The organism is Aeromonas hydrophila subsp. hydrophila ATCC 7966, assembly GCF_000014805.1.
GTDB lineage: Bacteria > Pseudomonadota > Gammaproteobacteria > Enterobacterales > Aeromonadaceae > Aeromonas > Aeromonas hydrophila.
In genome coordinates this window covers 1197953-1221771 of record NC_008570.1, presented here as the reverse complement: position 1 = coordinate 1221771, position 23819 = coordinate 1197953, and the positions used below count along the sequence as shown (strand labels likewise).

Annotated in this window: 24 protein-coding genes, 1 tRNA gene and 1 pseudogene; 2 read left to right on the top strand and 24 right to left on the bottom strand. The window is 59.6% G+C overall.

The genetic code is table 11. The annotated features are described in order from the left end of the window. Nucleotides 1-12: 12 nt before the first annotated feature. Nucleotides 13-792, bottom strand: a complete 780-nt coding sequence (gene budA, locus AHA_RS05670) for an acetolactate decarboxylase (protein WP_011705051.1) — start codon at nt 790-792, stop codon at nt 13-15. Between the two features lie 109 nt (nt 793-901). Between budA and AHA_RS05665 the strand changes: the two genes are divergently transcribed. After that, the gene (locus AHA_RS05665) at nt 902-1786 is read left to right on the top strand and encodes a LysR family transcriptional regulator (RefSeq protein WP_011705050.1); all 885 of its coding nucleotides are present in this window, start codon (nt 902-904) and stop codon (nt 1784-1786) included. A 127-nt stretch (nt 1787-1913) separates the two neighbouring features. Here the strand turns inward: AHA_RS05665 and AHA_RS05660 are convergent, their stop codons facing one another. The 10 genes and pseudogenes from AHA_RS05660 to AHA_RS05625 all read right to left on the bottom strand — a co-directional run bounded on the left by AHA_RS05660 (nt 1914) and on the right by AHA_RS05625 (nt 11667). Continuing rightward, the gene (locus AHA_RS05660) at nt 1914-2615 is read right to left on the bottom strand and encodes a DUF2931 family protein (protein ID WP_011705049.1); all 702 of its coding nucleotides are present in this window, start codon (nt 2613-2615) and stop codon (nt 1914-1916) included. Between the two features lie 174 nt (nt 2616-2789). Continuing rightward, a complete protein-coding gene (locus AHA_RS05655) occupies nt 2790-3488 on the bottom strand; it encodes a DUF2931 family protein (RefSeq protein ID WP_011705048.1) in 699 nt (232 codons plus the stop codon). Then, nucleotides 3488-5440 carry a T6SS phospholipase effector Tle1-like catalytic domain-containing protein gene (locus tag AHA_RS05650; RefSeq protein WP_011705047.1) on the bottom strand — a complete coding sequence of 651 codons (1953 nt, stop codon included), beginning with the start codon at nt 5438-5440 and terminating at the stop codon, nt 3488-3490. The genes AHA_RS05655 and AHA_RS05650 overlap by 1 nt, the downstream gene beginning before the upstream one ends. Continuing rightward, complete coding sequence (locus AHA_RS05645) at nt 5440-6240, bottom strand: DUF4123 domain-containing protein (protein ID WP_011705046.1); 801 nt, start codon at nt 6238-6240, stop codon at nt 5440-5442. Before AHA_RS05645 ends, AHA_RS05650 begins: the two co-directional genes overlap by 1 nt. Then, complete coding sequence (locus tag AHA_RS21835) at nt 6237-6914, bottom strand: ADP-ribosyltransferase (RefSeq protein ID WP_237702000.1); 678 nt, start codon at nt 6912-6914, stop codon at nt 6237-6239. The genes AHA_RS05645 and AHA_RS21835 overlap by 4 nt, the downstream gene beginning before the upstream one ends. 195 nt (nt 6915-7109) lie before the next feature. Then, a pseudogene (locus AHA_RS05640) lies at nt 7110-9020 on the bottom strand (type VI secretion system Vgr family protein); the annotation flags it as partial. A 10-nt stretch (nt 9021-9030) separates the two neighbouring features. Next, the gene (locus AHA_RS21830) at nt 9031-9312 is read right to left on the bottom strand and encodes a hypothetical protein (RefSeq protein WP_077392329.1); all 282 of its coding nucleotides are present in this window, start codon (nt 9310-9312) and stop codon (nt 9031-9033) included. A gap of 186 nt (nt 9313-9498) precedes the next feature. After that, the gene (hcp1, locus tag AHA_RS05635) at nt 9499-10017 is read right to left on the bottom strand and encodes a type VI secretion system effector Hcp1 (protein WP_011705044.1); all 519 of its coding nucleotides are present in this window, start codon (nt 10015-10017) and stop codon (nt 9499-9501) included. Nucleotides 10018-10247: 230 nt separating this feature from the next. Beyond that, the gene (locus AHA_RS05630) at nt 10248-11018 is read right to left on the bottom strand and encodes a LuxR family transcriptional regulator (protein WP_164927566.1); all 771 of its coding nucleotides are present in this window, start codon (nt 11016-11018) and stop codon (nt 10248-10250) included. 561 nt (nt 11019-11579) lie between these two features. Beyond that, nucleotides 11580-11667, bottom strand: a tRNA-Ser gene (locus tag AHA_RS05625). A gap of 198 nt (nt 11668-11865) precedes the next feature. Between AHA_RS05625 and AHA_RS05620 the strand changes: the two genes are divergently transcribed. Then, nucleotides 11866-12615, top strand: coding sequence for a DsbA family protein (locus tag AHA_RS05620; protein ID WP_011705041.1), 750 nt, complete (start codon nt 11866-11868; stop codon nt 12613-12615). Nucleotides 12616-12789: 174 nt separating this feature from the next. On the opposite strand, the gene galE is transcribed toward AHA_RS05620, so the two are convergent. The 13 genes from galE to AHA_RS05555 form a co-directional block, all read right to left on the bottom strand. Next, the gene (gene galE, locus AHA_RS05615) at nt 12790-13815 is read right to left on the bottom strand and encodes a UDP-glucose 4-epimerase GalE (RefSeq protein ID WP_011705040.1); all 1026 of its coding nucleotides are present in this window, start codon (nt 13813-13815) and stop codon (nt 12790-12792) included. A gap of 85 nt (nt 13816-13900) precedes the next feature. Further along, nucleotides 13901-14920 (bottom strand): hybrid-cluster NAD(P)-dependent oxidoreductase, encoded by a 1020-nt coding sequence (locus AHA_RS05610; RefSeq protein ID WP_011705039.1) that lies wholly within the window; start codon nt 14918-14920, stop codon nt 13901-13903. Between the two features lie 114 nt (nt 14921-15034). After that, on the bottom strand, nt 15035-16684 hold the full coding sequence (gene hcp, locus AHA_RS05605; RefSeq protein WP_011705038.1) for a hydroxylamine reductase: 1650 nt from the start codon (nt 16682-16684) through the stop codon (nt 15035-15037). A 327-nt stretch (nt 16685-17011) separates the two neighbouring features. Continuing rightward, nucleotides 17012-17479: a Dps family protein gene (locus AHA_RS05600; protein WP_011705037.1), complete on the bottom strand. Its 468-nt coding sequence runs from the start codon at nt 17477-17479 to the stop codon at nt 17012-17014. 124 nt (nt 17480-17603) lie between these two features. Then, nucleotides 17604-18161: a DUF3833 domain-containing protein gene (locus AHA_RS05595; protein WP_011705036.1), complete on the bottom strand. Its 558-nt coding sequence runs from the start codon at nt 18159-18161 to the stop codon at nt 17604-17606. Then, nucleotides 18161-18652, bottom strand: coding sequence for a chalcone isomerase family protein (locus tag AHA_RS05590; RefSeq protein ID WP_011705035.1), 492 nt, complete (start codon nt 18650-18652; stop codon nt 18161-18163). Before AHA_RS05590 ends, AHA_RS05595 begins: the two co-directional genes overlap by 1 nt. A 16-nt stretch (nt 18653-18668) precedes the next feature. After that, nucleotides 18669-18887 carry a TIGR02450 family Trp-rich protein gene (locus AHA_RS05585; protein WP_011705034.1) on the bottom strand — a complete coding sequence of 73 codons (219 nt, stop codon included), beginning with the start codon at nt 18885-18887 and terminating at the stop codon, nt 18669-18671. Then, complete coding sequence (locus AHA_RS05580; RefSeq protein WP_077392330.1) at nt 18884-19363, bottom strand: DUF2878 domain-containing protein; 480 nt, start codon at nt 19361-19363, stop codon at nt 18884-18886. Before AHA_RS05580 ends, AHA_RS05585 begins: the two co-directional genes overlap by 4 nt. Before the next feature lie 2 nt (nt 19364-19365). Beyond that, entirely contained in the window at nt 19366-20622 is a 1257-nt protein-coding gene (locus AHA_RS05575) for an SAM-dependent methyltransferase (RefSeq protein WP_011705033.1), read from the bottom strand. Next, nucleotides 20622-21404, bottom strand: a complete 783-nt coding sequence (locus AHA_RS05570) for a DUF1365 domain-containing protein (RefSeq protein WP_011705032.1) — start codon at nt 21402-21404, stop codon at nt 20622-20624. Before AHA_RS05570 ends, AHA_RS05575 begins: the two co-directional genes overlap by 1 nt. Continuing rightward, the gene (locus AHA_RS05565; protein ID WP_011705031.1) at nt 21401-22660 is read right to left on the bottom strand and encodes an NAD(P)/FAD-dependent oxidoreductase; all 1260 of its coding nucleotides are present in this window, start codon (nt 22658-22660) and stop codon (nt 21401-21403) included. Before AHA_RS05565 ends, AHA_RS05570 begins: the two co-directional genes overlap by 4 nt. Beyond that, entirely contained in the window at nt 22657-23394 is a 738-nt protein-coding gene (locus tag AHA_RS05560; RefSeq protein ID WP_011705030.1) for an SDR family NAD(P)-dependent oxidoreductase, read from the bottom strand. The genes AHA_RS05565 and AHA_RS05560 overlap by 4 nt, the downstream gene beginning before the upstream one ends. After that, the gene (locus AHA_RS05555) at nt 23391-23819 is read right to left on the bottom strand and encodes a nuclear transport factor 2 family protein (protein WP_011705029.1); all 429 of its coding nucleotides are present in this window, start codon (nt 23817-23819) and stop codon (nt 23391-23393) included. Before AHA_RS05555 ends, AHA_RS05560 begins: the two co-directional genes overlap by 4 nt.

Genomic DNA, 23819 nt, shown 5'->3' with positions numbered 1-23819 from the left:
TAAGCGAAGGGCTCAGCCTTCGGCGGCGCGGATGGCGCGGTCCAGATCGGCGGGATTGAGGTCGGCCTGCTGAAAGGCTGGATTGCGAGGCAGCTCGATGTTGAGGTGTTGCACCACCGACAGTTGCAGCTGGCCGTGGCCCATGGCGTAGTCGAGGATGTGGCCGCCACCCCGGCGATCCTCGGTGATGAAGTGCTCGTGATAACCGGCCACGTTGATCCCCTGCACGAAGGGTGGGCAACGAAAGCCGACCAGGGTGCCGCGCCGCAGGCTGAACGAGAACAGCGGCTGGGCTTCGATGGCCTCCAGCATGGGCTTGTAGGGGGGACTCTGACAGGGGACGGTGCGCACCTGCGCCTGTTCGAACAGGCCGTCGAGTCGAAAGGCGACGAAGACGTTGTCGGTACCCACCAACCGATCCACCCACTGGTGGATCTCCTCGCGGCTCAGGGGGTGAGCGAAGCGGCGCTGCAGGCAGGGGCGAAAGTGGGTCATCACCGCAAACGGGGTCTTCTGCTCGGCCCTGGCCGGACGGGCCGAGCCGTCAGCCTTGAGCTGGTGGATCTGGCGCTCGAAGGCAATCAGCTCGCCGTCGAGCCGGTTGAAGGTCCCGAGGCCGAAGTCACCGTGGCGCAGCAGGTCGGCCATCGTGGTCTCCCCCTCATAAACCCCCGCCAGCAGGGCACTCATCAGGGAGCTCTGGTAGACCTCGCCGCCCCCCTGGCGAGCCTGCCAGCGGGCAAACTGCTGGCTGATTTCGATGGCGCAGTCACATGACGAATTGGTTTCCATTTGGATTTCACCTCCAATCCTGTTAGGTTGGCAAATCAGGATTCAATAGTGACCAAGATCACAGTTTGATACCAATATCCAAACCCATCAGCTTCGAGACGTACCAGATATGGAATTCCGTTACCTGCGCTACCTGGTGGCCGTGGCAGACAAACAGAGCTTTACCCGCGCCGCCGAGGCGCTGGGCATGGCCCAGCCGCCGCTCAGCCAGCAGATCCGCAAATTCGAACAGGAGGTGGGCACGCCGCTGTTTCACCGGCTGACCCGCAGCGTGGAGCTGACCGAGGCTGGGCTGAGCCTCTATCAGGATGCCAAGGGGATACTGGCGCAGACCGAGCAGGCCATGCAGAAGGCCAGGCGCATCGCTCGCGGCCAGCTGGGTTCGCTGCGCCTCGGCTTTGCCGGCTCCACCGTGCTGCACCCGAGCGTGTTGCAACTCATCCACGACTTTCGTCAAGCCTGGCCGGAGGTCAGCCTGCACCCCATCGAGAACAGCATGCCCAACCTGGTGCGCGATCTGGTGAGCGAGGAGCTGGATGCCGCCATTCTGCGCCTGCCCTGCAGCAGCAGCTCGGCGCTGGCCCACCACCTCATCGACGAGGAGGAGATGCTGATCGCCCTCCCCCCACACCATCCGCTGGCCGGCAGTGGCGCCATCCCCATCGAGGCGCTGGCACAGGATCCCTTCATCCTGTTCCCCCGCGAGCTCGGGCCCGGGCTGCACGACGCCATCACCCAGCGCTGCCAGCGGGCCGGCTTCAGTCCCCGCCTCGGCAGCCAGAGCCCACAGGTGATCTCCACCGTCGGCATGGTGCAAGCCGGCTTCGGGGTCGCCATCATCCCGCGCTCGGTCAGCGAGCTGCACCCCCACGGCGTCAGCTATCACCCCATTGCCACCGAGCCGCTCACCACCCGCATCAGCCTCGCCACCCGCCGCCATCCCCGTCAAAAAAGCCTGCAGCATCTGATTGGGCTGATCCCCGGCCATCATTGAAAGACAAACAAAAACCCCCATCGGCATAAGCTGATGGGGGTTTTGGCACCGTATTATTTCGCGAACAAATATTGGCCTGCTGAGTAATTCAACTCACCTTTATCGCCGGTTGAGATGAAACGAATGGCTATTCAGACACAGGATTCACATCGGTGACGGGTTGGGCAGCACGGTAGGCATCCATGATGGGAGCCCAGGCCATTCCGCTAGGAACTGGGTATTGCTTGAATAGTTCACCATATTTTTTGTCAAAATCATCCATACCATATTGGCGCACTATCGATACTTTCTGATCATACCAATCATCGGTCACAACTTCGGCAATACCACGGGCGAGCAGTAGATCAGGGCTAAGTTGTAATCCCCCCCCGGTTAACATGACTTCGAAATAACCACCAGGAGCCAAACCAAAATAGAGGCGATTTCGTCTATCGTAACGTCCTTCGACTAAATACACCTGACGCATTTTTTGCTCTAGATCGGTAGGTAAATCCACCTTGATGCGGTAGCGCTTGCGATCATGGAAGGAAACCAACTCAATCACAGCTTTATCGGGGATGGAAACGCCATCGATAGGCAGGCCTCCACCGCCCGCCCAATAATAACGCTGTCCCTTGATTCTGTCGGCAAATAAACCTCCAGCCCCGCCTCCAGCCAAGCTGTCGGCATAAACCAGTTTCCCTCCAAGATAGAACTCGGTCTTGGTGTTCTTAGTAAGGTCTATATTGCTGCCCGAACCATAACGCCAAGCAAATTTAGGCAAAGGTTGTGGCGCCGCATTGGTCATCAATGACAGGCCGAACCACAACAATGCAACGATATATTTCATCTTTTTGTTGGTACTTCCTGCTCTAGATGGAAGAGACTCATGCTCTCGAGCGCCTTCATATTGTCAATATATCGGCGGCGCATGTCTTGGCGAAGCGCTTCAATCTCCTCTGGCGTGAGCTGTCGCGGGAGGATATCTGGCACTTTTGATCGACATTTTCAAGCTCCGTAGGTATCACCTTACTGGGTCAGTATCCGTCTTGGGTTGGGCAGTGCGATATGCATCCATGATAGGTGCCCAGTCCATACCACTGGGGGTAGGATATTGCTTGTAGGTATTACCGTATGCTTTGTCAAAATCGTCGAACCACTCTTTGTATACTTTGGTGACAGGATTTTCCTTGTCTTGCGAGGTTTGAATTTCGTTAGCAATCCCCCTGGCCAGCAAGATATCAGGCTTCACTTTGGCGTTGGTTAAAAACGCCTCCACATAACCACCGGTGGCCATACCTAAGCCAATGTTATCTCGGCGTACTTCACGCCACTCATCCCTCACTTTGATGCGATAAGGTTGCGCAATCATGCTTTCCAGCTCTGCTGGCAAGGCCAGGCTAATGCGATAGCGCTTTTTATCGTGGAATGAAATCCACTCCACTTCTACCCGATCGGGGGCGGGGTGAATATCTCGGCGACCGGCAGTTATCAACCAGCGATAGTCCCTTGCACGAAGTGATTCTGCATCAACGCGACTCGACGATCCGTTGGTTGAGGCATCTACCAATTGTCCCTGACGATAAAAAAGCACCTCCGTCACCCATATTTCATCAGCATTGGATCCTACCATATGGCGCCAGTCCAGTTGCTTGGGGCCTGTGGGAGCTGCTTGACAGGCTGCGACTAATGGCAACAGCAGCAGTAAGAGTATCCAGCGCATTAATAACCTCCCTTATCATTGCCAGTCAGCTTACGGATTTCTTTGTCACCAACCCTGTTGGGTGTGTTTACCAGTCCAGTGTCAGCGCTGTAGTGCAAATAACTTAGCCGCAACTTTTGGTACAGCTCGTCAGGTAAACTACGAGCCAAGTTGATCACCTCTCCGCGCCGTTTGGCCACATCAACCCATAGCTCATCGAGTTTGGCCAAGTTCACTGTGGGATACGAAAGTGCGCTATCCAAACGGTAGGCATTGTCACCTTGTGATATCCACGTCTTAAAAGGCACACCTGCATCCCGCGCCGCTTCTACCATCATGTGCAGCGGTATACGTGAATATTCCCCCTCCACCACCCGGTGCAGCACCACATCGACGCAGATGTTCCTATGGCCCCCTGATTGACTGCCCGTGATCGGCCCCAGTGGCCTAGGACGCACATTCAAATAGCCAAGTTGAGTTGTATCACGATGGCTAGCTAGGGACACAACGCCTTTGGCCCAGCCTTGTCCAGCCCGCATTTTGGCATAGGCAAGGGCATCTCGATATGATTGGGCATCGGTTGGATTGACGTATGGCATCGCATCGGAATTGAAAGTTGCGATCACACACTTTTCTGTAATTAACGGGGATACCGCATTAGGATCACGCAGGCTCCAGCGGCTGTAATAGCCTCCACCAATATCGGAGTGAGCGCCAGGAATAATGACCTCGGTAAAACCGTCCGCAATCGCGGTGCCTGCTGCATCGTCAGTGATACGGGTCAAGTCAAAGTGATAACGCCACTCATCAGCCGCCACGATATGCACCACCCGCTCGGCACAGTCAGGGGCCAGCGTCACATTACGTTTACCCCACAGATAGGAACTGACCACGGTATCAAACAACCCGACAAACTGGATTCGCACATCATCGCGACTGGCCCAGTCAAAGCCCGCCTTCAAGGGAATATCGGGGTCAGCAGCCATGGCCTCCACCAGTGGGTGGTCCCCTTTCTTATCGATACGGTTTACAAACTGGCGAGCGGCAGAGGCGCCCCGGCTAAAGCCAAACACATCGAACTCGACCTTATGAATGCACTCAATAGTGGGCAATATGCTTTCAAGTTGCTCTTTTATCTCCGCAACAATCTGAGTACGACAAGCCTGTTCGACACGTGAGGCGCTGGAGGTATTACCTTTATCCGCACCAAGACCCAAGCTGGTATCATCCTCACCTTGGGTCGTGCCTATCCCCTCAACATAAACCTTCACGATAGGAGAGCGTTTGCTTGGGGGAAGATACAAGTCATGAGCTTTGCCAACATTGGTGACGTCGTTTTTCTCGCTGTTATTCAAGCCATCAGGTAACGCCCCTTCAAAACACTGTTCCAGCAATACTTGTTGCTCTTCCGGGCTGCATTGCGCCAAGGCTGTCTCCAATGCACTTTTCCCTTCCCTGTGCTTGAAGGTGTTGTTGGCGGTGCCATCAAAGAACACACCGATACGCAAGATATTGATCTGATAGCCTTTCACTTCAATCACATAGGAGTGTTTGGTGAAAAAACGAGGAGGCTGGGCCTGTCCTGCCTGATGCCCTTTCGGCAGTGGCTGCTCTGGGTCGGTGAGACAAAGGTCGCCGGTGGTCACCTTGATATGCTCTCGCTTGACGTCGCAGTGCCCGAATAACTTGTCTGTATAGGCGGGTACCTGTGTGGTCTCACCCTCCTTGAGGGCCTCACGGGACTGTGCCGCCTTGAGCCAGGCTGGCGTCTCGATTTTTACTGTCACCGGACCAACTGCAAACCCTCGCACCAGAGTGGGTCCATCCTGCAGGGTGATCGTCTCTGACTTGCCGGTTTCGTCAGTCAAAGTGGCCTTGAGCCCCTTGAACGAACGGTTGTGCTCATCGCGAATGTCTACCTCTACCCAGTTATCATAACGTTCGCAAGGGATACAGTGGGGATCTGCCGCCATCAGGATACTCCTGTCAATTCGTGATGTTTGTTCAGCCAGTTGGCTACCTGAACCAGCTCATCGTCGGTCAGCATCAAAGGCCCCCGTATCTCTTCAAGAGGCAAATTGGCCTGCAAGGTCAAGACGCCAGCCACCACACCATCGCGCACATCCTCTTGCAACCCATCCTGATTGGCCTGTTTGAGTGTGGGTAAAATGGCCCCGGCCGGGTCAGGATGGCGCTCCATCATAGCCGTCATGGTCTGCCATAACCGCCGCCGCAAGATGTAGGCATGACGGTTCTCGTCGTAGAGTCCAACCAGATGATGAGACCGGATATGAAACCAGGGAGTTTGCAATGCGGGTTGGAACCGAGCATGAGGCGTACGAGAGAAGGCCTTGCCATGGATCCAGAGCCCGGAGCAGGGCCCCAGCACACTATCGCGTTCATCAGAAGTCATGGCGCTGAGCATAGGCAGGAAAATGCGCGGGTCAGAGAAACGAAACCAGACAGCTTCTCCCTCGCGTATCGCTTCTATCAGGCTCTGCCAATGGCGGCGGATCAGCTCCACTGATTGGTCGCTGATCAGGTAGAAGCCGCTCAGGGCGGGATTGGCCATTATGAACTCAGTGGAAGGCGCAGGTAGCAACCAAGGCCCCAACGCAGACTGCTCATCGAAAGCGGTACCGGCAAAAAGTGGATTGGCATTCTCTCCATCATAGGTATAGAAATCCGCCACGGCTGACTCTGCCTGGGCTCCATCGATAACGGCATATATTTCACCCGCTTGCTTGCCAGCGAGCCAATCAGATAACGTCATAATACGGAAACCTCAATCAGTCGCTTGATCCTGCTGCGGTTATCCGATGCATTGTCAGAAGTTGGAATCGTATTGAGCAAGGAGTCAAAATCTCCGCTCATGGAGGAAACCACTCGATCGACCCTGAGTCTGGTCTGGGTCGGAAACAGCATTTCTGCTTCCCCCTTGAAGTGCGCAGCCTCCCCCAGCAGACGGCCACCATGGCCGGCAGGCAGGCGGATCCTCAACAAGGTATCGTTGACCCAGGCCTTGTCCGGTGAGGTACTCATGAATCCTGGCTCAACAATGATATTGCCCACCCCGGTGAACTGATCTTTCAGGGCTGCAAGCTCCGGCTTGTCCAGCGCCAACCCCCGGTACACGAAGTCCAAATCGGGTGAAGCCGGCAATTTCGCCAGACCAGCCTCCACATCGGCAACATAGGCCTTCATTGCCTGGTCAAACTCACTCGCAGATGTCGGCTCATCATTCAAATAGCTGCGACTAAGCAGGGTATCGATGGCCTCTCGCTGCTTGTAGGGGCGATCACGCAAATAGTTATTGAGCAATGTGTACCCTTGCGCCGAATAGTATCTAAGTGCTTCATCCGCTTTGGATATCTCTACCGTCGCCCACTTCTTTGCCGACTTTTTGCCTTCCCCTGTGGCTGCAACAGGTGGCGGCGGCGGTGGCATCATTGGGCCTCCGGCAAGCTGGGGTGGGGCGGGCGGTGGAGCTGGTGGGCCCCCGGCAGGCGGAGGTGGTACAGGTGGTGGAGCTGCTGGACAAGGCTTTGCCAGCGGTGCCATGGACTCCATGCTCTTGTGAATGGCCGGGGCTGGCAATGTTGCTGGTGGTGGTGTTGGCACCTCGACATTGCCTGGCTGGATGGGGGCTTTACCACCCCAACCAGAGCCAGAACCCGGGCTGCCGCCAGAATTCATCTTGATGGAGCCACCGCTTAGCGTGACGCCACTGGCATCCAGCTTAACAAAGCTGCCACCCACCTTGAGCGTCAACTCGGCGCCGGCCTCCATCACGATCTTCATACCCGCCTTGTGGTGCACCTCGCTCCCCGCCTCCATCAGCAGTGATTGCCCCAACTTCTGGTGAAGGGACGCATCCACCGTCAGCGAGTAGTCGGCTTTTATCTGGTCGCGCTTCTCGCCCTCCACCGTCAGGTGATCGTTGGCCTTGATGCGGGTCACCCGCTCGTTGTCGATATCCCGATGCTCGTCGTGTTTGATGTGCCAGGCGGCATCATTTTCGATAAGCACGTTCAGGTCTTTCTGACCGTGGATATAAATCTCTTCCTTGCCCGCCTGGTCTTCAAAGCGCAGTTCGTTGAAGCCTTCACCCTGGTGGGTTTCGGTGCGCAGCACGGTGCGGGTCTTGTTGGCCGGCAACTCGTAGGGTGGCCGGTTGGTGGCGTGGAAGGTTCGCCCCGTTATGATGGGCTGGTCGGGGTCCCCTTCCAGAAAGCTCACGATGACCTCGTGGCCGATGCGCGGGATGGCCATCATGCCGTACTGGCCGCCGGCCCATCCTTGGGAGACTCGCACCCAGCAGGAACTCTGGTCGTTGGAACTACCATATCTGTCCCACGGGAATTGCAGCTTGACCCGGCCGTGCTCGTCGCAGTAAATCTCCTCCCCGTCGGGGCCCACCACGGTCACAATCTGCGGGCCGTCCACCATCGGCTTGTGAGGGGCTTCCGGGCTGCCGATACGCGCCCGCCAGGTGGTACTCGCTTTCACCACGCTAAATTCGTTGTGGTAGACGGTGGGGCCACTTCCCCCCTCCTCTTCCAGCGCCTGTGGCTGCAAGCCGGTGTGGCGGATATGGACGACTTGCCAGTCGGTGTTGAGGCTGCCGTTGGGGTGTTCGGTGAGTGAAAACGTCTGGCCCGGCAGCAGAGCCGCGCTGTTGGACTTGCCACTGCCCGCCACTGCGTCATTGCGCAGCGCATCCAGCCGATGTTGGGCAAAGGCCTTGCCGGTCGGGTCCTCTTTGTAGCGGCCCGGGAAATCGAAGTGCTGGTAGGTGTCGCGCTGGTGAGTCAGCTCCACCCCCACCTTCTTGCGGGAAAGGCCATAAGCCGGGGTCTTGAAGCTGTAGTCTTTGAGCTCCACATCCGACGGGCGCACTGCCTCCCGGTAGTGAAACTGCCGCACATAGGGGCCTTGCTCGAGGGAACGGTTGCCGAGGTTGAAGAAGAGCTCGGGGCCAGCGGTCAGGGCGGCCGCGTCATCGGCAAACACAATGCGGTGTTTGCCCGCTTCAAACTCGTGGAAATAGAACATCCCCTCTTCCGCGGCGAGGCGGTTCACGAAATCGAGGTCGGTTTCGCGATACTGAACGCAGTATTCCCGCTTGGCGTGCTCGTTTTTCAGGGCAAAGGCGTAATCGGTGATGCCGTGCTCTTGCAACAGGATGGAGAGGATTTCATCGGGCTTTTGTGCCTGGAAGATGCGGGAGTTCTGGCGCAAAGAGAGTCGCCACAGGGCCGGCTGCACCAGCAGCTGATAGCGGGTGCGGCGAAAGCCGCTGTCCCCTTGCGCGAAGTCACTCACCACCCCACACACCCGGCGCTGCAGCTCGCCGTTGTACCACACCAGCAGCTCGCACGGCTGGTCCAGCACGGCGCCAAAGTCGAGGTCGGGCTGAGCACTTGCCAGCTCAAGGCGCAGGTTGAATGGCCGGTTAAGCCCTTCATCCAGCGCAAACTCGGCCACCACGAAGGTGCTCTCGGGCAGGGCCCCCACCTTGACGGTAAATTGTAATCCTGTGCTGTCTGCCATGAAGCGCTCCTTAACCTGCCTGTCCGCTGCCTGAACCAATTACCACGCCGCCGACGGCGGTACCAGTCATGGTGATGGGTTGACCGCCACACCGCAAAGTACACTGGCGACCAGAGGTGCTGTGCGGACGGAGGGGATTGTCGAATTTATCGTAAGGGGCCAGCGGCTCGTCCTGCCGGGACGCCAATTTGCCATCGAGGGAACGCTCAGACCGGACTGAAATCACTGGAGATGGGAAAACCCCATCCTGATCGATGAACACATTACCGGACGATGCAATGGTGGAACACATGACGACTGGCCTCTGTTGTGCTTTGCAATAAGGTCGCCTCGCAGCCATATGGCAAAACACAAAAGCTCCGACCTCATCCAGCTGAACAGGTCGGAGAAAGCTTGCACGGGCCTGACGACGGCTGGCACTGCCATCGTCAGGCCATGGGGTGCACTACAAGGAATAACGGCAATAAGAGATCGAGCGTTAGGCCTCGATCGGCGCGCGCCAGTCATCTGCACCGGAAGTACCGGCAACGGTGTGCTCCCAGTTGATCTTGCGATAGGCCAGAGAAACCTGGATCAGTTGGGTGAAGTCAGACTTCGCCGGATCCTGGCAGTGCGGCATCTGGCAGTCGATATCGACGATGGTGGCATCGGTCAGCACGGTAGAGAAGAAGTGCTCCTGCTTGCCCTCGACGGAGGTGCGGTACCACTTCAGGGTCACTTTCGGCAGCATTTCGCCGGACGCCAGCGAGTTGTACATCAGCGGCACAGCCTTGTTCAGCGCAACGGTGAACTTGAACGGCTTGTGGACACGCTGACCAGCAGGCTGACCAGATTGCGGATCGGTCGGTACGGTGACGACGTGTTGGAACTCTTGCACCAGCATCTCGTCTTCGTGACCTTGTACGAAGATGTTGCCGACGGAATCGGAAGTGAAGGCACCGGCAGTGATGTTGCCCTGGGTTTTACCTTCGATGCTGATATAACATGGAGTTGGCATGGGTATGCTCCTGATTGGTTGAACGGTAATGACACTCGACCGAACCAGTTAGCAGCGACCATGCCACTCTTTTTTATAGTTCTTTTTCAAAGACTTAATAAACAGGCAAGCCGTCCTGCCGGATACATGGCGCAAAAAGTTGCAACCAGCAGACTATTGCACCATTAGTTCTTGCACTCACAGTGGAACATCTTGCTACCTACGCAACAAGTTGCTTGTAACAAACATAATCACTGCTTTTCATCCACATTGGCAACTAACGCCATCTCCACATTCAACCTGACCATCCCCTGCTTCAATGCCCATGAAATGGCCTGGCTCTTGCTGCTAGCACCCAGCTTGCTGACCACATTGTTCAGATGAAACGTCACGGTACGGGGAGTGATCCCCAGGATCTGGGCAATATCGCTCACCTGCTTGCCTTCCGCCGCCCAGCGACACACCTCCAGCTCCCGCAAACTCAGCGCATCGTGCGGTGACAGGCCCGCCAGACAGACCCGGGCCACCGCCTCGAAAATATGCATGGAGAGCCAGCTGATAAAAGGCACTGCAGAGAGCCATTGCTGTTGGGTGCGAGGCGTACTGGTAATAAAGGAGAGCAGGCCGACATGACCGTTGGCACCGTGCCAGGGCAGGGTGATGCCGTCACAAATGCCATACTCGTTGGCCAGCTGCATCATCTCCCGGCCCTGCTCATCACAACGCTCCTCATCGTTCACCACATCGGCCCACAGAATGGGGGTGCTCTTGGTCATGGCGCATTTGACGATGGGGTCGATGGCAAAGAAGCCGCTGCTGGTGTAGGTATCCACCCAGGCCTGCGGACAGCCGTTGAAGATGATGACGTCCGGGCGCTGGATGGTACTGGGAAAGATCAGGGCCAGGCGAAAATAGTCGAATCCCATGCGACCGCTCAGCTCGCGCAGCAGGGTCACTATGGTGCGCTCGTCAGCGGCCGTCTCGAACTGGGCGATGAGGTCCAGCGCGTGCAGGGTATTCATCTCTGGGGTATGGGAATTGTGCACAAGGTTGGCTAGCCAAACATGGAAACATGCTGAATGTTAACAAGCGTCAACAGATGACACACTCCGGCATATAGGAAAATCAGAACTCTCCCACACTTTATGCTATCAAACCGTAATTTTTGTAATGAAATGCTACAGAAAACCTCAAGCGTTCCATCAGCAACCAGTCGTGACCCCTACGGATGTTAAGCATTGCAACATTTGCCATGGCTCTCTCCCTCACCGGTGGTCAACAACCCTCAGCTCCTTCCTGCATCACGCAACAGAAGGTGCTCAGTTGTGGCTGAGGAGCCAGCGAGACGAGATAGCCACCGACCTGTGCGAAGATCAGGGCCGAAGGAGATGCTCAATGCACTTGGTTGTCCGGTGATGGGCTGACTATGAACACTGAGCAAAACAGGCGGGAAAACAGCGAGCCTTAGCCAAGCGTCGGAATATACGTGATAAAGATGGCTTGCCCGACCACAGTCAGAATGAAAGCGAGGATTTGAATAGCAAAAAGGCCATCCTTTCGGATGGCCTTTCTGGCTGAATAAATGGCGGAGGAGGTGGGATTTGAACCCACGGATGGTCGCCCATCGCCGGTTTTCAAGACCGGTGCATTCAGCCGCTCTGCCACCCCTCCGCGACAGTGCGGCGAATATTACCCATGGCGATCGCCCTTGTAAATCCCCTCGCCGCTCGTTTGCCGATTTATTGGGCTAAATGACGCACAAAGCCGCCAATTTGAGCATAACCAGCGCTTTTTCAACCAGATAACTTGACTTGAAAACAGACTCACCCACTATAGTCAGCATCACGAAATCCCCAGCAAGATGGACTTATGAAAATCAAACATGCCCTGCTTTGCGCCCTGACGGGTGCCACCCTGCTTGCGGCGCCGGTTCAGGCGAGCGAACTGACCAAGAGCGACGTGGAACAGATAGTGCGCGACTATCTGGTCAAAAACCCGGAAATCCTGGTCGAGATGTCCAACGCCCTGCGTGCCAAGCAGGAAAGCCAGCAGGCCGAGAGCGACAAGACCTTGATCAAGGCACACGCCAAGCAGCTTTATAGCAACCAGGATCCGGAGAGCGGCAACCCCAAGGGCAGCCTGACCGTGGTCGAATTCTTCGACTACAACTGCGGCTACTGCAAACGCGCCCACCCACTGATCAAGCAGCTGCTGGCAGAAGACAAGGACATTCGCTACATCTACAAGCAGTTCCCTATCCTGAGCGAAACCTCCTACTTCGCCGCCCGCGCTGCCCTGGCGGTACAGCTGGGTCAGCCCGACAAGTACCAGGCCTTCCACGAGAAGCTCTACGCCCATCAGGGCCCGCTGGCCGACGAGGCACAGGTGAAGCAGCTGGCAGAAGCAGCCGGCGTCAACTGGAGCAAGGTTGAAGCCAAGATCAAGGATGGCAGCATCGATCAGAATCTCGGCACCAACCGGGCGCTGGCCGAAGCCATGAGCATCTCGGGCACACCGGCCTTCATCATCGGCGATCAGATCCTGCGCGGTGCCCCCCGTGATCTGGCCAGCCTGAAAGGCTTCATCAAGGATGTGCGCGCCGGCAAGAGCATTCAGTAATCCCGTTCCGGCACATAAAAAAACGCCCCGGCATGCCGGGGCGTTTTGCTATTCATGCTGCAAACCATCAGGCCTGATTGGCCGTCGCGAGAAGCGGTCAGCAAGGCGAAGAGCTGCGCAGGGACCCGAATTTATATGAATAAATGAGGTTCCCGAGCAGCGCATGACCCTTGATCACGGCTTCGCAGCAGGGCCATAACCGTTCGGGTTCTGGCTTTGCCAGCGCCAGGTATCGATCATCATCCGCTCCAGACCGCGCTCGGCCTGCCAGCCCAGCTCGGCACGGGCCTTGTGCGGTTCGGCCCAGCACTCGGCGATGTCACCGGGGCGACGGGGCTTGATCTGGTAGGGAATGGTGCGACCGCTGGCCGCTTCAAATGCCTTGATCATCTCCAGCACCGAATAGCCCTGACCGGTGCCCAGGTTGTAGGTAAAGACGCCGGTATCCGACGCGATGCGTGCCAGCGCTTTGAGGTGACCGATGGCGAGATCCACCACGTGGATGTAATCGCGTACCCCAGTACCATCCGGCGTCGGGTAGTCGTTGCCAAACACCCCCAGCTCCTTGAGCTTGCCCACACCGACCTGACTGATATAGGGCAGCAGGTTGTTGGGAATGCCGTTGGGATCTTCGCCAATCAGGCCGCTCTCGTGGGCACCGACCGGGTTGAAGTAGCGCAACAGCACGATGGCCCAGCGCGGATCGGACTTGGCGAGATCGCGCAGGATCTCTTCGACCATCAGCTTGGAGCGGCCATAAGGGTTGGTGGCGCTGGTGGGGAAATCTTCCCGCAGCGGTACCGAGGCCGGATCGCCGTAAACGGTGGCCGAGGAGCTGAAGACCAGCCGGAACACGCCAGCGTTGGCCATCTCTTCGCACAGCACCAGAGTGCCGGTGATGTTGTTCTGGTAGTAGGTGAGCGGGATCTGGCTCGACTCGCCGACTGCCTTGAGCCCGGCGAAATGGATCACCGACTCGATCTGGTGGGCGGCAAACAGCTGTTGCAGGCAGACCCGGTCCAGCACATCCCCTTCCACGAAGATGACCGGCTTGCCGGTGATCCGCTCGACCCGTTTGAGCGATTCGGGGGAGGAGTTGGAGAGGTTGTCCAGCACCACGACCTGCTGCCCGACGTTCAAGAGTTCAACCAGGGTATGGGAGCCGATATAGCCGGCGCCCCCTGTGACCAGAATTGTCATTATTTATCCCGTGTTCGACTGAAACTGGGGGCAGAGTCTACCCGCCCAGCCTTCTCAGGAAAAGAGCGGGATGCCAATGACGCCCTCAATAGTCGACGCTGACATCCCCGCTGGCGGTGCAGGAACAGGCCAGTGCCACCCCGCGCTCGAGATCCTGTGCACTCAGGGTCATCACGCTCTGGCGCTCGATTTCACCTTCCGTGGTACAGCGACAGGCCCCGCACACCCCGGCGCGGCAGGCCGCCATCATGGTTTCCCCCGCCCCCTCCAGCGCCGCCAGCAGGGTTTGACCTGGCAGGATCTTCACCTTCTTGCCGCTCTTTTTGAGGGTCAGCCAGAAGTGGTCGCTGCCGGCCTCAACTGGCGCCGAACTCGATACTCCAGCAGGCAGACCGAACGACTCCTGGTGCAACTGCGCTGCCGGCAGGCCCAGCTCCGCCAGCATGGTGCAGACTGCAGTCATATAGGGGGCTGGCCCGCACAGATAGACGTGGCGCGCGAGCAGGTCTGGCGCCAGTTCCCTCAGCATCTCCGGCGTGAGCCGGCCAACCCAGGGATAAGCCATCGGCGCCTCTTCCCGTACTTGCTCCAGCACTAACGCGTGGCGCACGCCGGAATGAGCAGCGGCCAGCGCAGCCAGGTCGTCTGCGAAGATCACATCCTCCGGCGAGCGGGCGCTGTGAATGAAGCGAATGTCGGCGTCCGGCCGTTTGGCCAGCTCGTCCCGCAGCATGGCCCACATGGGGGTGATGCCGGATCCGGCGCTCAAGAGCAGCGGCCGCTCGCAGGGCAAGGCCGTCAAGTTGAAGTCGCCGAAGGGGCCATCTACCCGGATCTCGTCCCCCACTTGCAGTGTCTGGTGCAGATGGTGGGAGACCAGTCCGACATCCTTGATGGTGACCTGCCAGCAGGCATCCTGCGGGCTGGAGGAGAGGGTATAGGCACGGCAGTGGGGCTGGCCGTCAATCTCGGTGTGCAGCGTCACGCACTGGCCCGCCAGCACGGCAGGCAGGCTGCCCGTCTGCGGCACGAACTGCCAGCTCGCTACATCGTGGGTATCCGCCCGGCGGCCGATGCACCTGAGGGTGAGAGAGGTGGAGGTCATCGCAAGGCTCCTCTTGCTGAAAAATGTTGGAAAGGGGTCGTTAAAAAAAGGCGAGCCATCAGGCTCGCCAAAGGCTTACAACATGCTGAGCGTGTAAGGCGGATGTGGCGCCGCTCAGGCCGCCAGGATCTCGGCGAGATCGGCTTCGGCCGTGGTGGTTCCTTTCAGGCCAAATTGCTCCTCCAGCACCTTGAGCAGAGCCGGGGTGAGGAAGGCCGGGGCGGTCGGGCCGGTACGGATGTCTTTCACGCCCAGCGCCAGCAGGGTGAGCAGGATCACGATGGCCTTTTGCTCGAACCAGGAGAGCACCAGGGTCAGCGGCAGATCGTTGACACCGCACTCGAACGCCTCGGAGAGCGCCAGCGCCAGCTGGATGGCGGAGTAGGCATCGTTGCACTGACCCACGTCCAGCAGACGGGGAATACCACCGATGTCGCCGAAGTCGAGCTTGTTGAACTTGTACTTGCCGCAACCCAGGGTCAGCAGCAGGCTGTCCTGCGGGATCGCCTTGGCAAACTCGGTGTAGTAGGCGCGCTCGGCACGGTCGCCATCACAGCCACCGACCAGGAAGAAGTGGCTGATTTCACCGGCCTTGACCTTGTCGATCACCGCCGGGGCAGCCTGCATCAGGGCGTTGCGGGCAAAGCCGATGGTGATGAAGTGCTCCAGCTCAACGTGCTTGAAGCCTTCCAACGCTTGCGCCTTGGCGATCACGGCGGAGAAATCTTCCCCTTCCAGGTGGGTCACGCCCGGCCAGCCGACGATGGAGCGGGTGAAGATGCGATCCGAGTAGTTGCCCACGTTCGGGTCGATGATGCAGTTGGAGGTCATCACCACGGCGCCCGGGAAGTTGGCAAACTCCTTCTGCTGGTTCTGCCAGGCGGAGCCGTAGTTGCCCACCAGGTGCGGATACTGCTTGAAGAAGGGGTAGGCCAGCGCCGGCAGCATCTCGCCATGGGTGTAGATATTGATGCCGGTGCCCTTGGTCTGCTCCAGGATGAGCTTGAGATCCACCATGTCGTGACCGGAGACCAGGATGCACTTGCCCGGAACCGGAGTGACGCGAACCTGGGTCGGCTCAGGGTGGCCGAAGGCGGTGGTTTCACCGAGGTCCAGCATCTCCATGATCTTGAAGTTCAGCAGGCCAATGTCCATGGCGCACTTGAACAGCGGATCCAGATCGCTCGGATCCGTACCGAGCCAGCTCATGATGCGATGGAATTCGGCGGCTACCCCGGCATCCTGCTGATCCAGCACCCGGGCGTGTTCCATGTAGGCAGCGGCGCCCTTGAGGCCGTAGAGGCAGAGCAGGCGCAGCCCCATGATGTCTTCGTTGACTTCGTTCTTGCCACGGTTGACTGCGGTCTGCGGCGCCTGGGCCAGCTGTGCCAGCAGATCGGCACCCGGCTCGAAACGGGCGGCAGCGGGCAGTGTGTCGGCCTGCACCGCCAGCGGTGCCAGCTTGGCGGCCAGTTGCTGACGATAGGTCAGCGCCTGGTTGACATACGCCACGATGCGGGCGGAGTCAAAGTTGACGTTGGTGAGGGTGGCAAAGAAGGCCTTGGGCACGAAGGCGTCGATCTCGCTGTCGACGATGCCGTGCTCGCGGGCGGCCAGCGCCCAGGCGCTGAGCCCTTGCAGGGTATAGATCAGCACATCCTGCAGATCCGAGGTTTCAGCCGTCTTGCCGCACATACCTTGTGCATAGGCGCAGCCGTTGCCTGCCGGGGTACGAATTGTCTGTTCACATTGCACACAAAACATCATGCCTCTCCTAATTGGACATTTCAGTTGTTTGTTTTGTGGCGATTCTATTCCTACGGCTCAAAACTTAATAGGCATTCAATTTGCCAATTCAATTTTCATTGATGCAGATCAAAAACAAAAAAGCCGCCCAAACAGGGCGGCAAGCGGGTGGATAAAAGGAGAGACAACTCAGGTTTGCAACAGAACACGATAATGGAACGGGCTGGGCTGGCCTCTGGTCAGGCAGATCCAGCCCTTCACTTCATCAAGCCGGCATGCTTCGCAGCGTCCGGCATGATTGGCTATCAGGCCAGCATACTTCGCAGCGTCCGGCTAGGCTGGCTATCAGGCTAAATAAGCTCGCAGCATCCAGACCAGTTTCTCCTGCTGCTGCACATAGTCGGAGAGAATGGACGCAGTCCCTTCATCACCGGCATCGGCGGCCTGCCCCAGGATGCGGCGCTGGGCCACCAGCAGTTCGCGGAAACTTTCCAGCAGGGATTCGACGCAGGCACGACCGTCGTGCAGCCCCTTCTGCTCGGGAATGGCGGAAACTTTCAGGTAGTCGCTGAAGCTGTGCAGCGGCACGCCATCCAGCGTCAGGATGCGCTCGGCCAGAGCGTCGACCTTCAGCAGCAGGTCGTTGTAAATCTCTTCGAACTTCAGGTGCAGCTCGAAAAACTGGTTGCCGCGGATGTTCCAGTGGAAGCCGCGAACGTTCATGTAAAGGATCTGGTAGCTGGCCAGCAACTTGTTCAGCTCGGCGGCCAGCGCTTGTGATTGAACGGTATCAAGACCAATCGGACTCTTCATGTTTCACCTCCAGATTTGACGACCGGGTCATCTTAGAACTCATCAGACTCAAAAGGTAATAGTTAAGATCTAACTGATTGATAGAGTACGGCTATCATCCCTGTTGTCGGCCGGACGAGGCGGCTCATTCAGGCTGCCGCTCGATGTAGAGGAGCACCTCCCCCAGCTGGATGCCGAACTTGCTGATGGCAGCCCGGTTGAGCAGGCGATTTTCATCCAGCAGATACATCCAGTCATCGAAACTCACCCGCACCACGCTGCCGTCAAGGAGCGCCAGATCGAGCTGATAGCGCCAGTTGAGGGCAAAGCCTGCCGTCTTGCCTACCGCCTCCCCCACCACGTCGGCCGCCGTGCCGCGCCAGTGACCATCCGCTCCCTTGCTCAAAAACCAGGTGCGGGTCTGCTGGCGCCCGTCGTCAAAATAGAACTGCTCGAACAGCTCCCCCTTGTCCCCCTGCCAGTGCCCGCGCATCTCCACCCGAAAACGGCTGGTCACCTCACCGCTGCGATCGGTCACCAGACCGTGCGCCGTCAGCTTGCCATTGAAGAAGCGAGCGAGATCCCACTCGGGACCCTGACCGCGATACTCCTCCAGACTGCTGCCGCAACCAGCCAGCAACAGCAGCGGCAACAACAGCAGGTAGCGACAGGCGTGGATGTATTTCATGAATCCCTTTTGCATCAGCGCTCTCCTCGCAGGCGGCGGGTAAGCGCCGGATCGCGGCTCCCTTGTGCCAGCCAGATGGCAAGAAAGGCCGCCGAAAATTGCGGATCGGCGAGGGTGCCGAGCGGCTTGTCTCGCCACCAGAAATGGCCCGCGCCGCCCCTGTCCACATAGAAGGTAAGCCGGTCACCCACCTGGACATCGGGCCAGAGCGCGGCGAGCTGACCAAGCCAGCCCTGACGCTGCGGCTCGCTGCCAAGCCCCAGTCGCTGCCACTCGGCGGCGGTGGCGCTCAACAGATCGTCCCGTTCAATGGCTCTGGCGTAGGTGAGGCTGAGCGCCTGAGGATAGTGACCCGGCCGATAGCGGCCGTTCTCGCTGTAAAGGGTGGCGTCATAGAGCTTGAACCAGAGCCAGCTCATCTCGCCGCGCCCGACCGGCTGCAGCTGCTGCCAGGGAGTAACCAGGGCTTGCCCGGTCTGGGCGAAAGGGGTCAGCGGTAGGCTCAAGCCTGCCAGCAGCAGGCTAATTCCACCCCATGTGCCAATGGGCAGGATCTTCGAGTTCATGCCAGTCCATCTCCTGTTCCAGCAGCGTGTTGATGTCCTGCATCACCACCTGCTGCAGCTGCCCCTGCGCGTCGCGCTGACAGGCCACCACCAGATAGAAACGCTCGGTCAGCTCGTGCCGGCTCTCTTTGGTCCATTTGGAAAACAACAAGGTGTCGGTCGAAAAGGTGTTCATCTCGCTTCACCCTCCAGCTTGACCGTTACCCACAGGAGTACGGGTAACCACCACATCCAGATCACCGCCAGCAGTGCCGCACTGATCCCGATGCCCCAAGGTAAGTGTACTGCCCCCATGGCAGCTCCCGCCACATAGGAGGAGGCCCCCCCAACCATGCCGAACAGCCCCTGCTGCCAGCGTGGCAAGGGCCGCAGCCAGCGCAGGCCGTGGCAGAGGGTCAGGGCAAAACCGCACCAGAGCAGCACCAGCCAGAGTGGAAAACCGGTGTTGAAATAAAACAGCCCGAGTTGCCAGAGCAAGGCATCGAGCAGGCTGCCGGCAAGGGCGACCGGGATGAGCCGCCAGTCGTGCCAGCGGTGGGGGGAGAAGAGAAAATGAAGCAGCAGCAGTGCCAGCAGCGGGCCCGGCTGCTGCCACTTCACCGCCAGCAACCAGTAGAGGTTGAACCCCAGCAGATGGGCCCACTGCCACATGATCAGCGACCGCCGACGGGCAGATCCCCACTCCAGCCGAGTGGGCCCGGCTTGGCCGCCTCCAGCTGCACCAGGCTGATGGTGCGCTCCCAGAAGCCCCCCTCGCAGTAGGCGAAATAGAAGTGCCATAACCGAATGAAGTCCTGGCTGTAGCCGAGGGCTGGCAGCTCGGGCGCCAGCGCCAGGAAGCGCTCGCACCAGTGGGTCAGCGTGCGGGCATAGTGGTGACCGTGATCGTGCAGCCGTACCAGCTGCATGTCGGTCTCGCGCGCCAGCAGCCCCGCCATCTGGGAGACGCTCGGCAAGCAGCCGCCGGGGAAGATGTAGCGCTGGATGAAATCAACCCCGCGCAGATACTGGGCATGGCGCTGATCGGCAATGGTAATGGCCTGAATGAGCAGGCGACCACCGGGTTTGAGCAGCCGCGACAGCTGGCGGAAATAATCGGGCAGGAAGGCGTGCCCCACGGCTTCGATCATCTCGATGGAGACCAGCTTGTCATACGTCCCCTCCAGCTTGCGGTAGTCCTCCAGCAGCAAGGTGATGCGATCCCCCAGCCCCTCCCGCGCAATCCACTCCTTGGCGTAATCGTGCTGGGCCCGGGAGATGGTGGTGGTGGTCACCCGGCAGCCATAGTGACGGGCCGCATAGACGGCGAGGCCGCCCCAACCGGTGCCGATCTCCAGCAGATGATCATCGGGGCCGAGTTCCAGCCGCTCGCAGATGGTACGCAGCTTGGCCTGTTGCCCCTCTTCCAGGCTGGCTTCGGAATGGGGATAGATGGCACTCGAGTACTGCATATGGCTGTCGAGAAAACCCTGATAGAGGGTATTGCCGAGATCGTAGTGGGCGGCGATGTTGGAGCGCGAGCCGGTCAGGGTATTGCGATTGAGCCAATGACGCACCTTGTTGAACGGGAAGCTGAGCCAGCCCAAACGCCGCTCAAGGGAGTCGATCAGCGCCAGGTTGCGGGCTAGCAAGCGCACCAGTGCCACCGGATCCGGGCTGGTCCAGAGCCCCTCCACCCAGGTCTCCCCGGCGGCGATGCTGCCCCCCAGCAGCAGGCGGCGGTAGAAGGCCGGATCCTGCACCACCAGCTCAGCGTGCAGATCGGTGCCCGCCACGCCAAAACTGTGGCGCTCAGCACCATCCCGCAGCAGCAGCTGGCCATGTTCGAGGCGCCCCAGCAGATTGAGCAGCAGTTGCCTGGCCCCCTTGTCGATGAAAGAGGCAGAGAGGGTTGATTGCACAAGTTCCATTAGCGGCTCTCCGGATGGCTAAAAATGGGAGTTCGTTTGATAAAAAGACGCAGTGCCTGCCAGTAGATCCCGAGCAGCACCTTCATGGTCATCCAGGGCCAGCGGGCCAGCAGGGCCACCAGCCCCTTGCGCGACAGCGGCGCCCGGCGCAGCGCCAGGGTGGCGTCAAACAACTTGGCCTCCCCGGATACGGGATGACTCTCGATGTGGATCAGTGTCTCCTGCGCGGGTGGACGAATGCGCCAGTGGTAGCGTATCGCCAACCCCATGAAGGGGGATACGTGAAAATCCTTGTCGTGGGGCGCCAGCGCCGCCAGATCCAGCAGGTAGTAGTGGCACTCGTTCCAGGGGGTGTTCGACACCTCCGCCAGCAGATAGCGCGCCTCTCCTTGCCGGTAGCAGAAGTAGAAGTTGACCGGGCTGAAGTAGAAGCCCAGACAGCGCACGTTGCCAAGCAGCAGCACCCGCCCCTCGGGTTCGGCATCGCCACCCAGTTCGCTCACCTTCTGCCACACCGCCTGCTTGAGCGGCCCCTCGCTGCCGCGCAGGTAGTCGTCACGACGAAACGAGAGCAGCCCTGCCCGCTCCACCCCGAACCAGCGCCCGCGATCGAGTTGTGGCAGCTCGTCGAGATCCAGCCCCAGCATGAAGAGGTTGTAGGAGAAGGCATGGGCGCGCGGGGCGAAGCGGCGGTGGCGCACCGACCCCTGCCAGATGGCGCTGAGGGTGCCGGTTATGGCCTCGGTACTCGCCTCCTGGCCTGCCAGAACTGCACCCTTCATAGCTCTGCCCCGAACCGTCTGGCCACGTCCAGCGCACTGCGCACCCCGTCTTCGTGAAAACCGTTGTACCAGTAGGCGCCGCAGAAGTGGGTGTGCTGCTGGCCGCAGATCTCGGCCCGCCGCTGCTGGGCGGCGATGGAGGCCTGATTGAACACCGGATGGTGGTAGACGAAGCGGCGCAGCACCTTGCTCTCGTCTACCTTGCCCAGGGGATTGAGGCTGACGCAGAAGGGCTGCGGCGAGCTAACCCCCTGCAGTATGTTCATGTTGTAGCTCACCAGCGGCCGCGCCCCGTCATCCTCGCCCAGCTGATAGTTCCAGCTGGCCCACGCCTTGCGGCGCACCGGCAGGCAGCGCACATCGGTGTGCAGCCAGATGTCGTTGGCCTGATAGGGCATGGCGCCCAGAATGGCCTGCTCCCGCTCGCCCGGATCCGCCAGCAATGCCAGCGCCTGATCGCTGTGACAGGCGAGAATGACCTCGTCAAACCGCTCCTCGCCGTAGCTGCTCTGGATCAGTACCCCGTCCGCCTGGCGCCGGATCCCCTGCACCGGACAGGCGAGGCGAATGTGAGCCTGCCAGCCGGCCGTCAGCGGGCCGATATATTCCCGCGAGCCACCCGGGATCACGTACCACTGGGGGCGATTGGCCACATCCAGCAGCCCGTGGTTGGCAAAAAAGCGCAGGAAGAAGCCCAGCGGAAAGGCGCGCATATCGGCCAGCGTCGATGACCAGATCGCCGCCCCCATCGGCAGGATGTAGTGGCGGGCGAAGTAGTTGCTGAACTCCCCCACCTGCAGAAAATCCCCCAGGGTCAGCTCGGGGCCGACCCCCTGATGCTGCCCATCGGCCAGCCAGGCCCGTGCCTCCCGGTTGAAGCGCAGGATCTCGGCAACGAAGCCGTAGAAACGGGGACTCAGCAGGTTGCTGCGCTGGGCAAACAGGGTATCCAGGTTGTGGCCGTTGTACTCCAGCCCCTGCGGGCTTTTCACCGAGAAGCTCATCTCGGCCGGCTGTCGCGCCACCCCGATCCGCTCGAGCAGCCTCAGGAAGTTGGGGTAGGTGCGGTCGTTGAAAACGATGAAACCGGTGTCGATGGCATAGCTGCGCCCCGCCTGGTGAACGTCGACGGTGGCGGTGTGGCCACCCAGGGTCGGCGCCGCCTCGAACAGGGTGATGTCGTGCAGCTTGTGGAGCAGAAAACCGGCGGTCAGACCTGAAATACCGGAGCCAATGATGGCGATCCTTTTCTTCATGAAGGGCGTCCTTTCGAAACGAGTGTGCGGCCAAGGCGCAGCCAGAGCCCCGTCGGCAGCGCACCGAGCAGGCGCAGCAGCCAGATGAAGCGACGGGGAAAGTGGATCTGGTGACGACCGGCGGTGAGCCCCGCCATGATGGCGCGGGAGGCCTCTTCCACCGTCACCAGACAGGGCATGGGAAAATCATTTTTGGCGGTGAGCGGGGTCTGGACAAAGCCGGGGCGGATCAGGGTCACGCCGATCCCTTTGCCGGCCAAATCGAGGCGCAAGGTATCCGCCAGATAATCGAGGGCCGCCTTGGAGGCGCCATAGGCTTCGGCCCTGGGCAGCGGCAACCAGCTCACCGACGAGCTGACGATGGCAAGGCGCCCGCCTGCCCCGAGCAGCGGCAAAAAGGCGGCCAGCGCATGACCGGTGGCAACCAGGTTGGTCTCGATGATCCGGGCAAACAGGGCGCCGTCAAACCCCTCGGCGACATCCATATACTCGCAGTTGCCGGCATTGAGGATCACCAGATCGACCCGCGGCAAGCTGGCGGCTGCCTCGCTCACGGCGCTGGCATCGCGCCCGTCAAACTGCAGCGGCGTGATGCCGTGGCGACCCAGTGCCAACAGCCGCTCGCCATCGCGTCCGCAACCCCACACCTGCCAGCCGGCGCGCCGATAATCGAGCGCCAGCTGAAAGCCGATGCCGGAGGTGGCACCGGTGATCAGCACCCGGCCGCCGCTCATGCGCCCAGCCTCCCCTTGATGGTGCGCACTAGGGGGCCTATCAGCGGCAACTGTTCGTAGAGCATGGCGCCCAGATCGAAGTAGTCGCGGTGCAGGCACACCTTGCCCGCCTCGTCGAACTCGAGGCGGGTGGCCCCCTCCACCGTCACCGGCGCACCGCCGCGCAATCTGGGATGGGAGAAGGTCATGGTCCAGCCGAGCCAGGCCTGGCGCCCCTGCAGCAGCTGGCTGGTGATGACGAAGCGGCAGTAGGCCAGGCGCTGATAGAGGACGGCAAAATAGTCGCTGAGCGCCGCCAGCCCCTCGATGCGGTGAGCAGGATCGGTAAAGACCACCTCGTTTGCGTAGACCTCGGGCAAACGGTGCAGCTCGTCTCTGCTTAGCTGCTGATAGAGGGCCACAAAGCGGGCCAGCGACTCATCCAT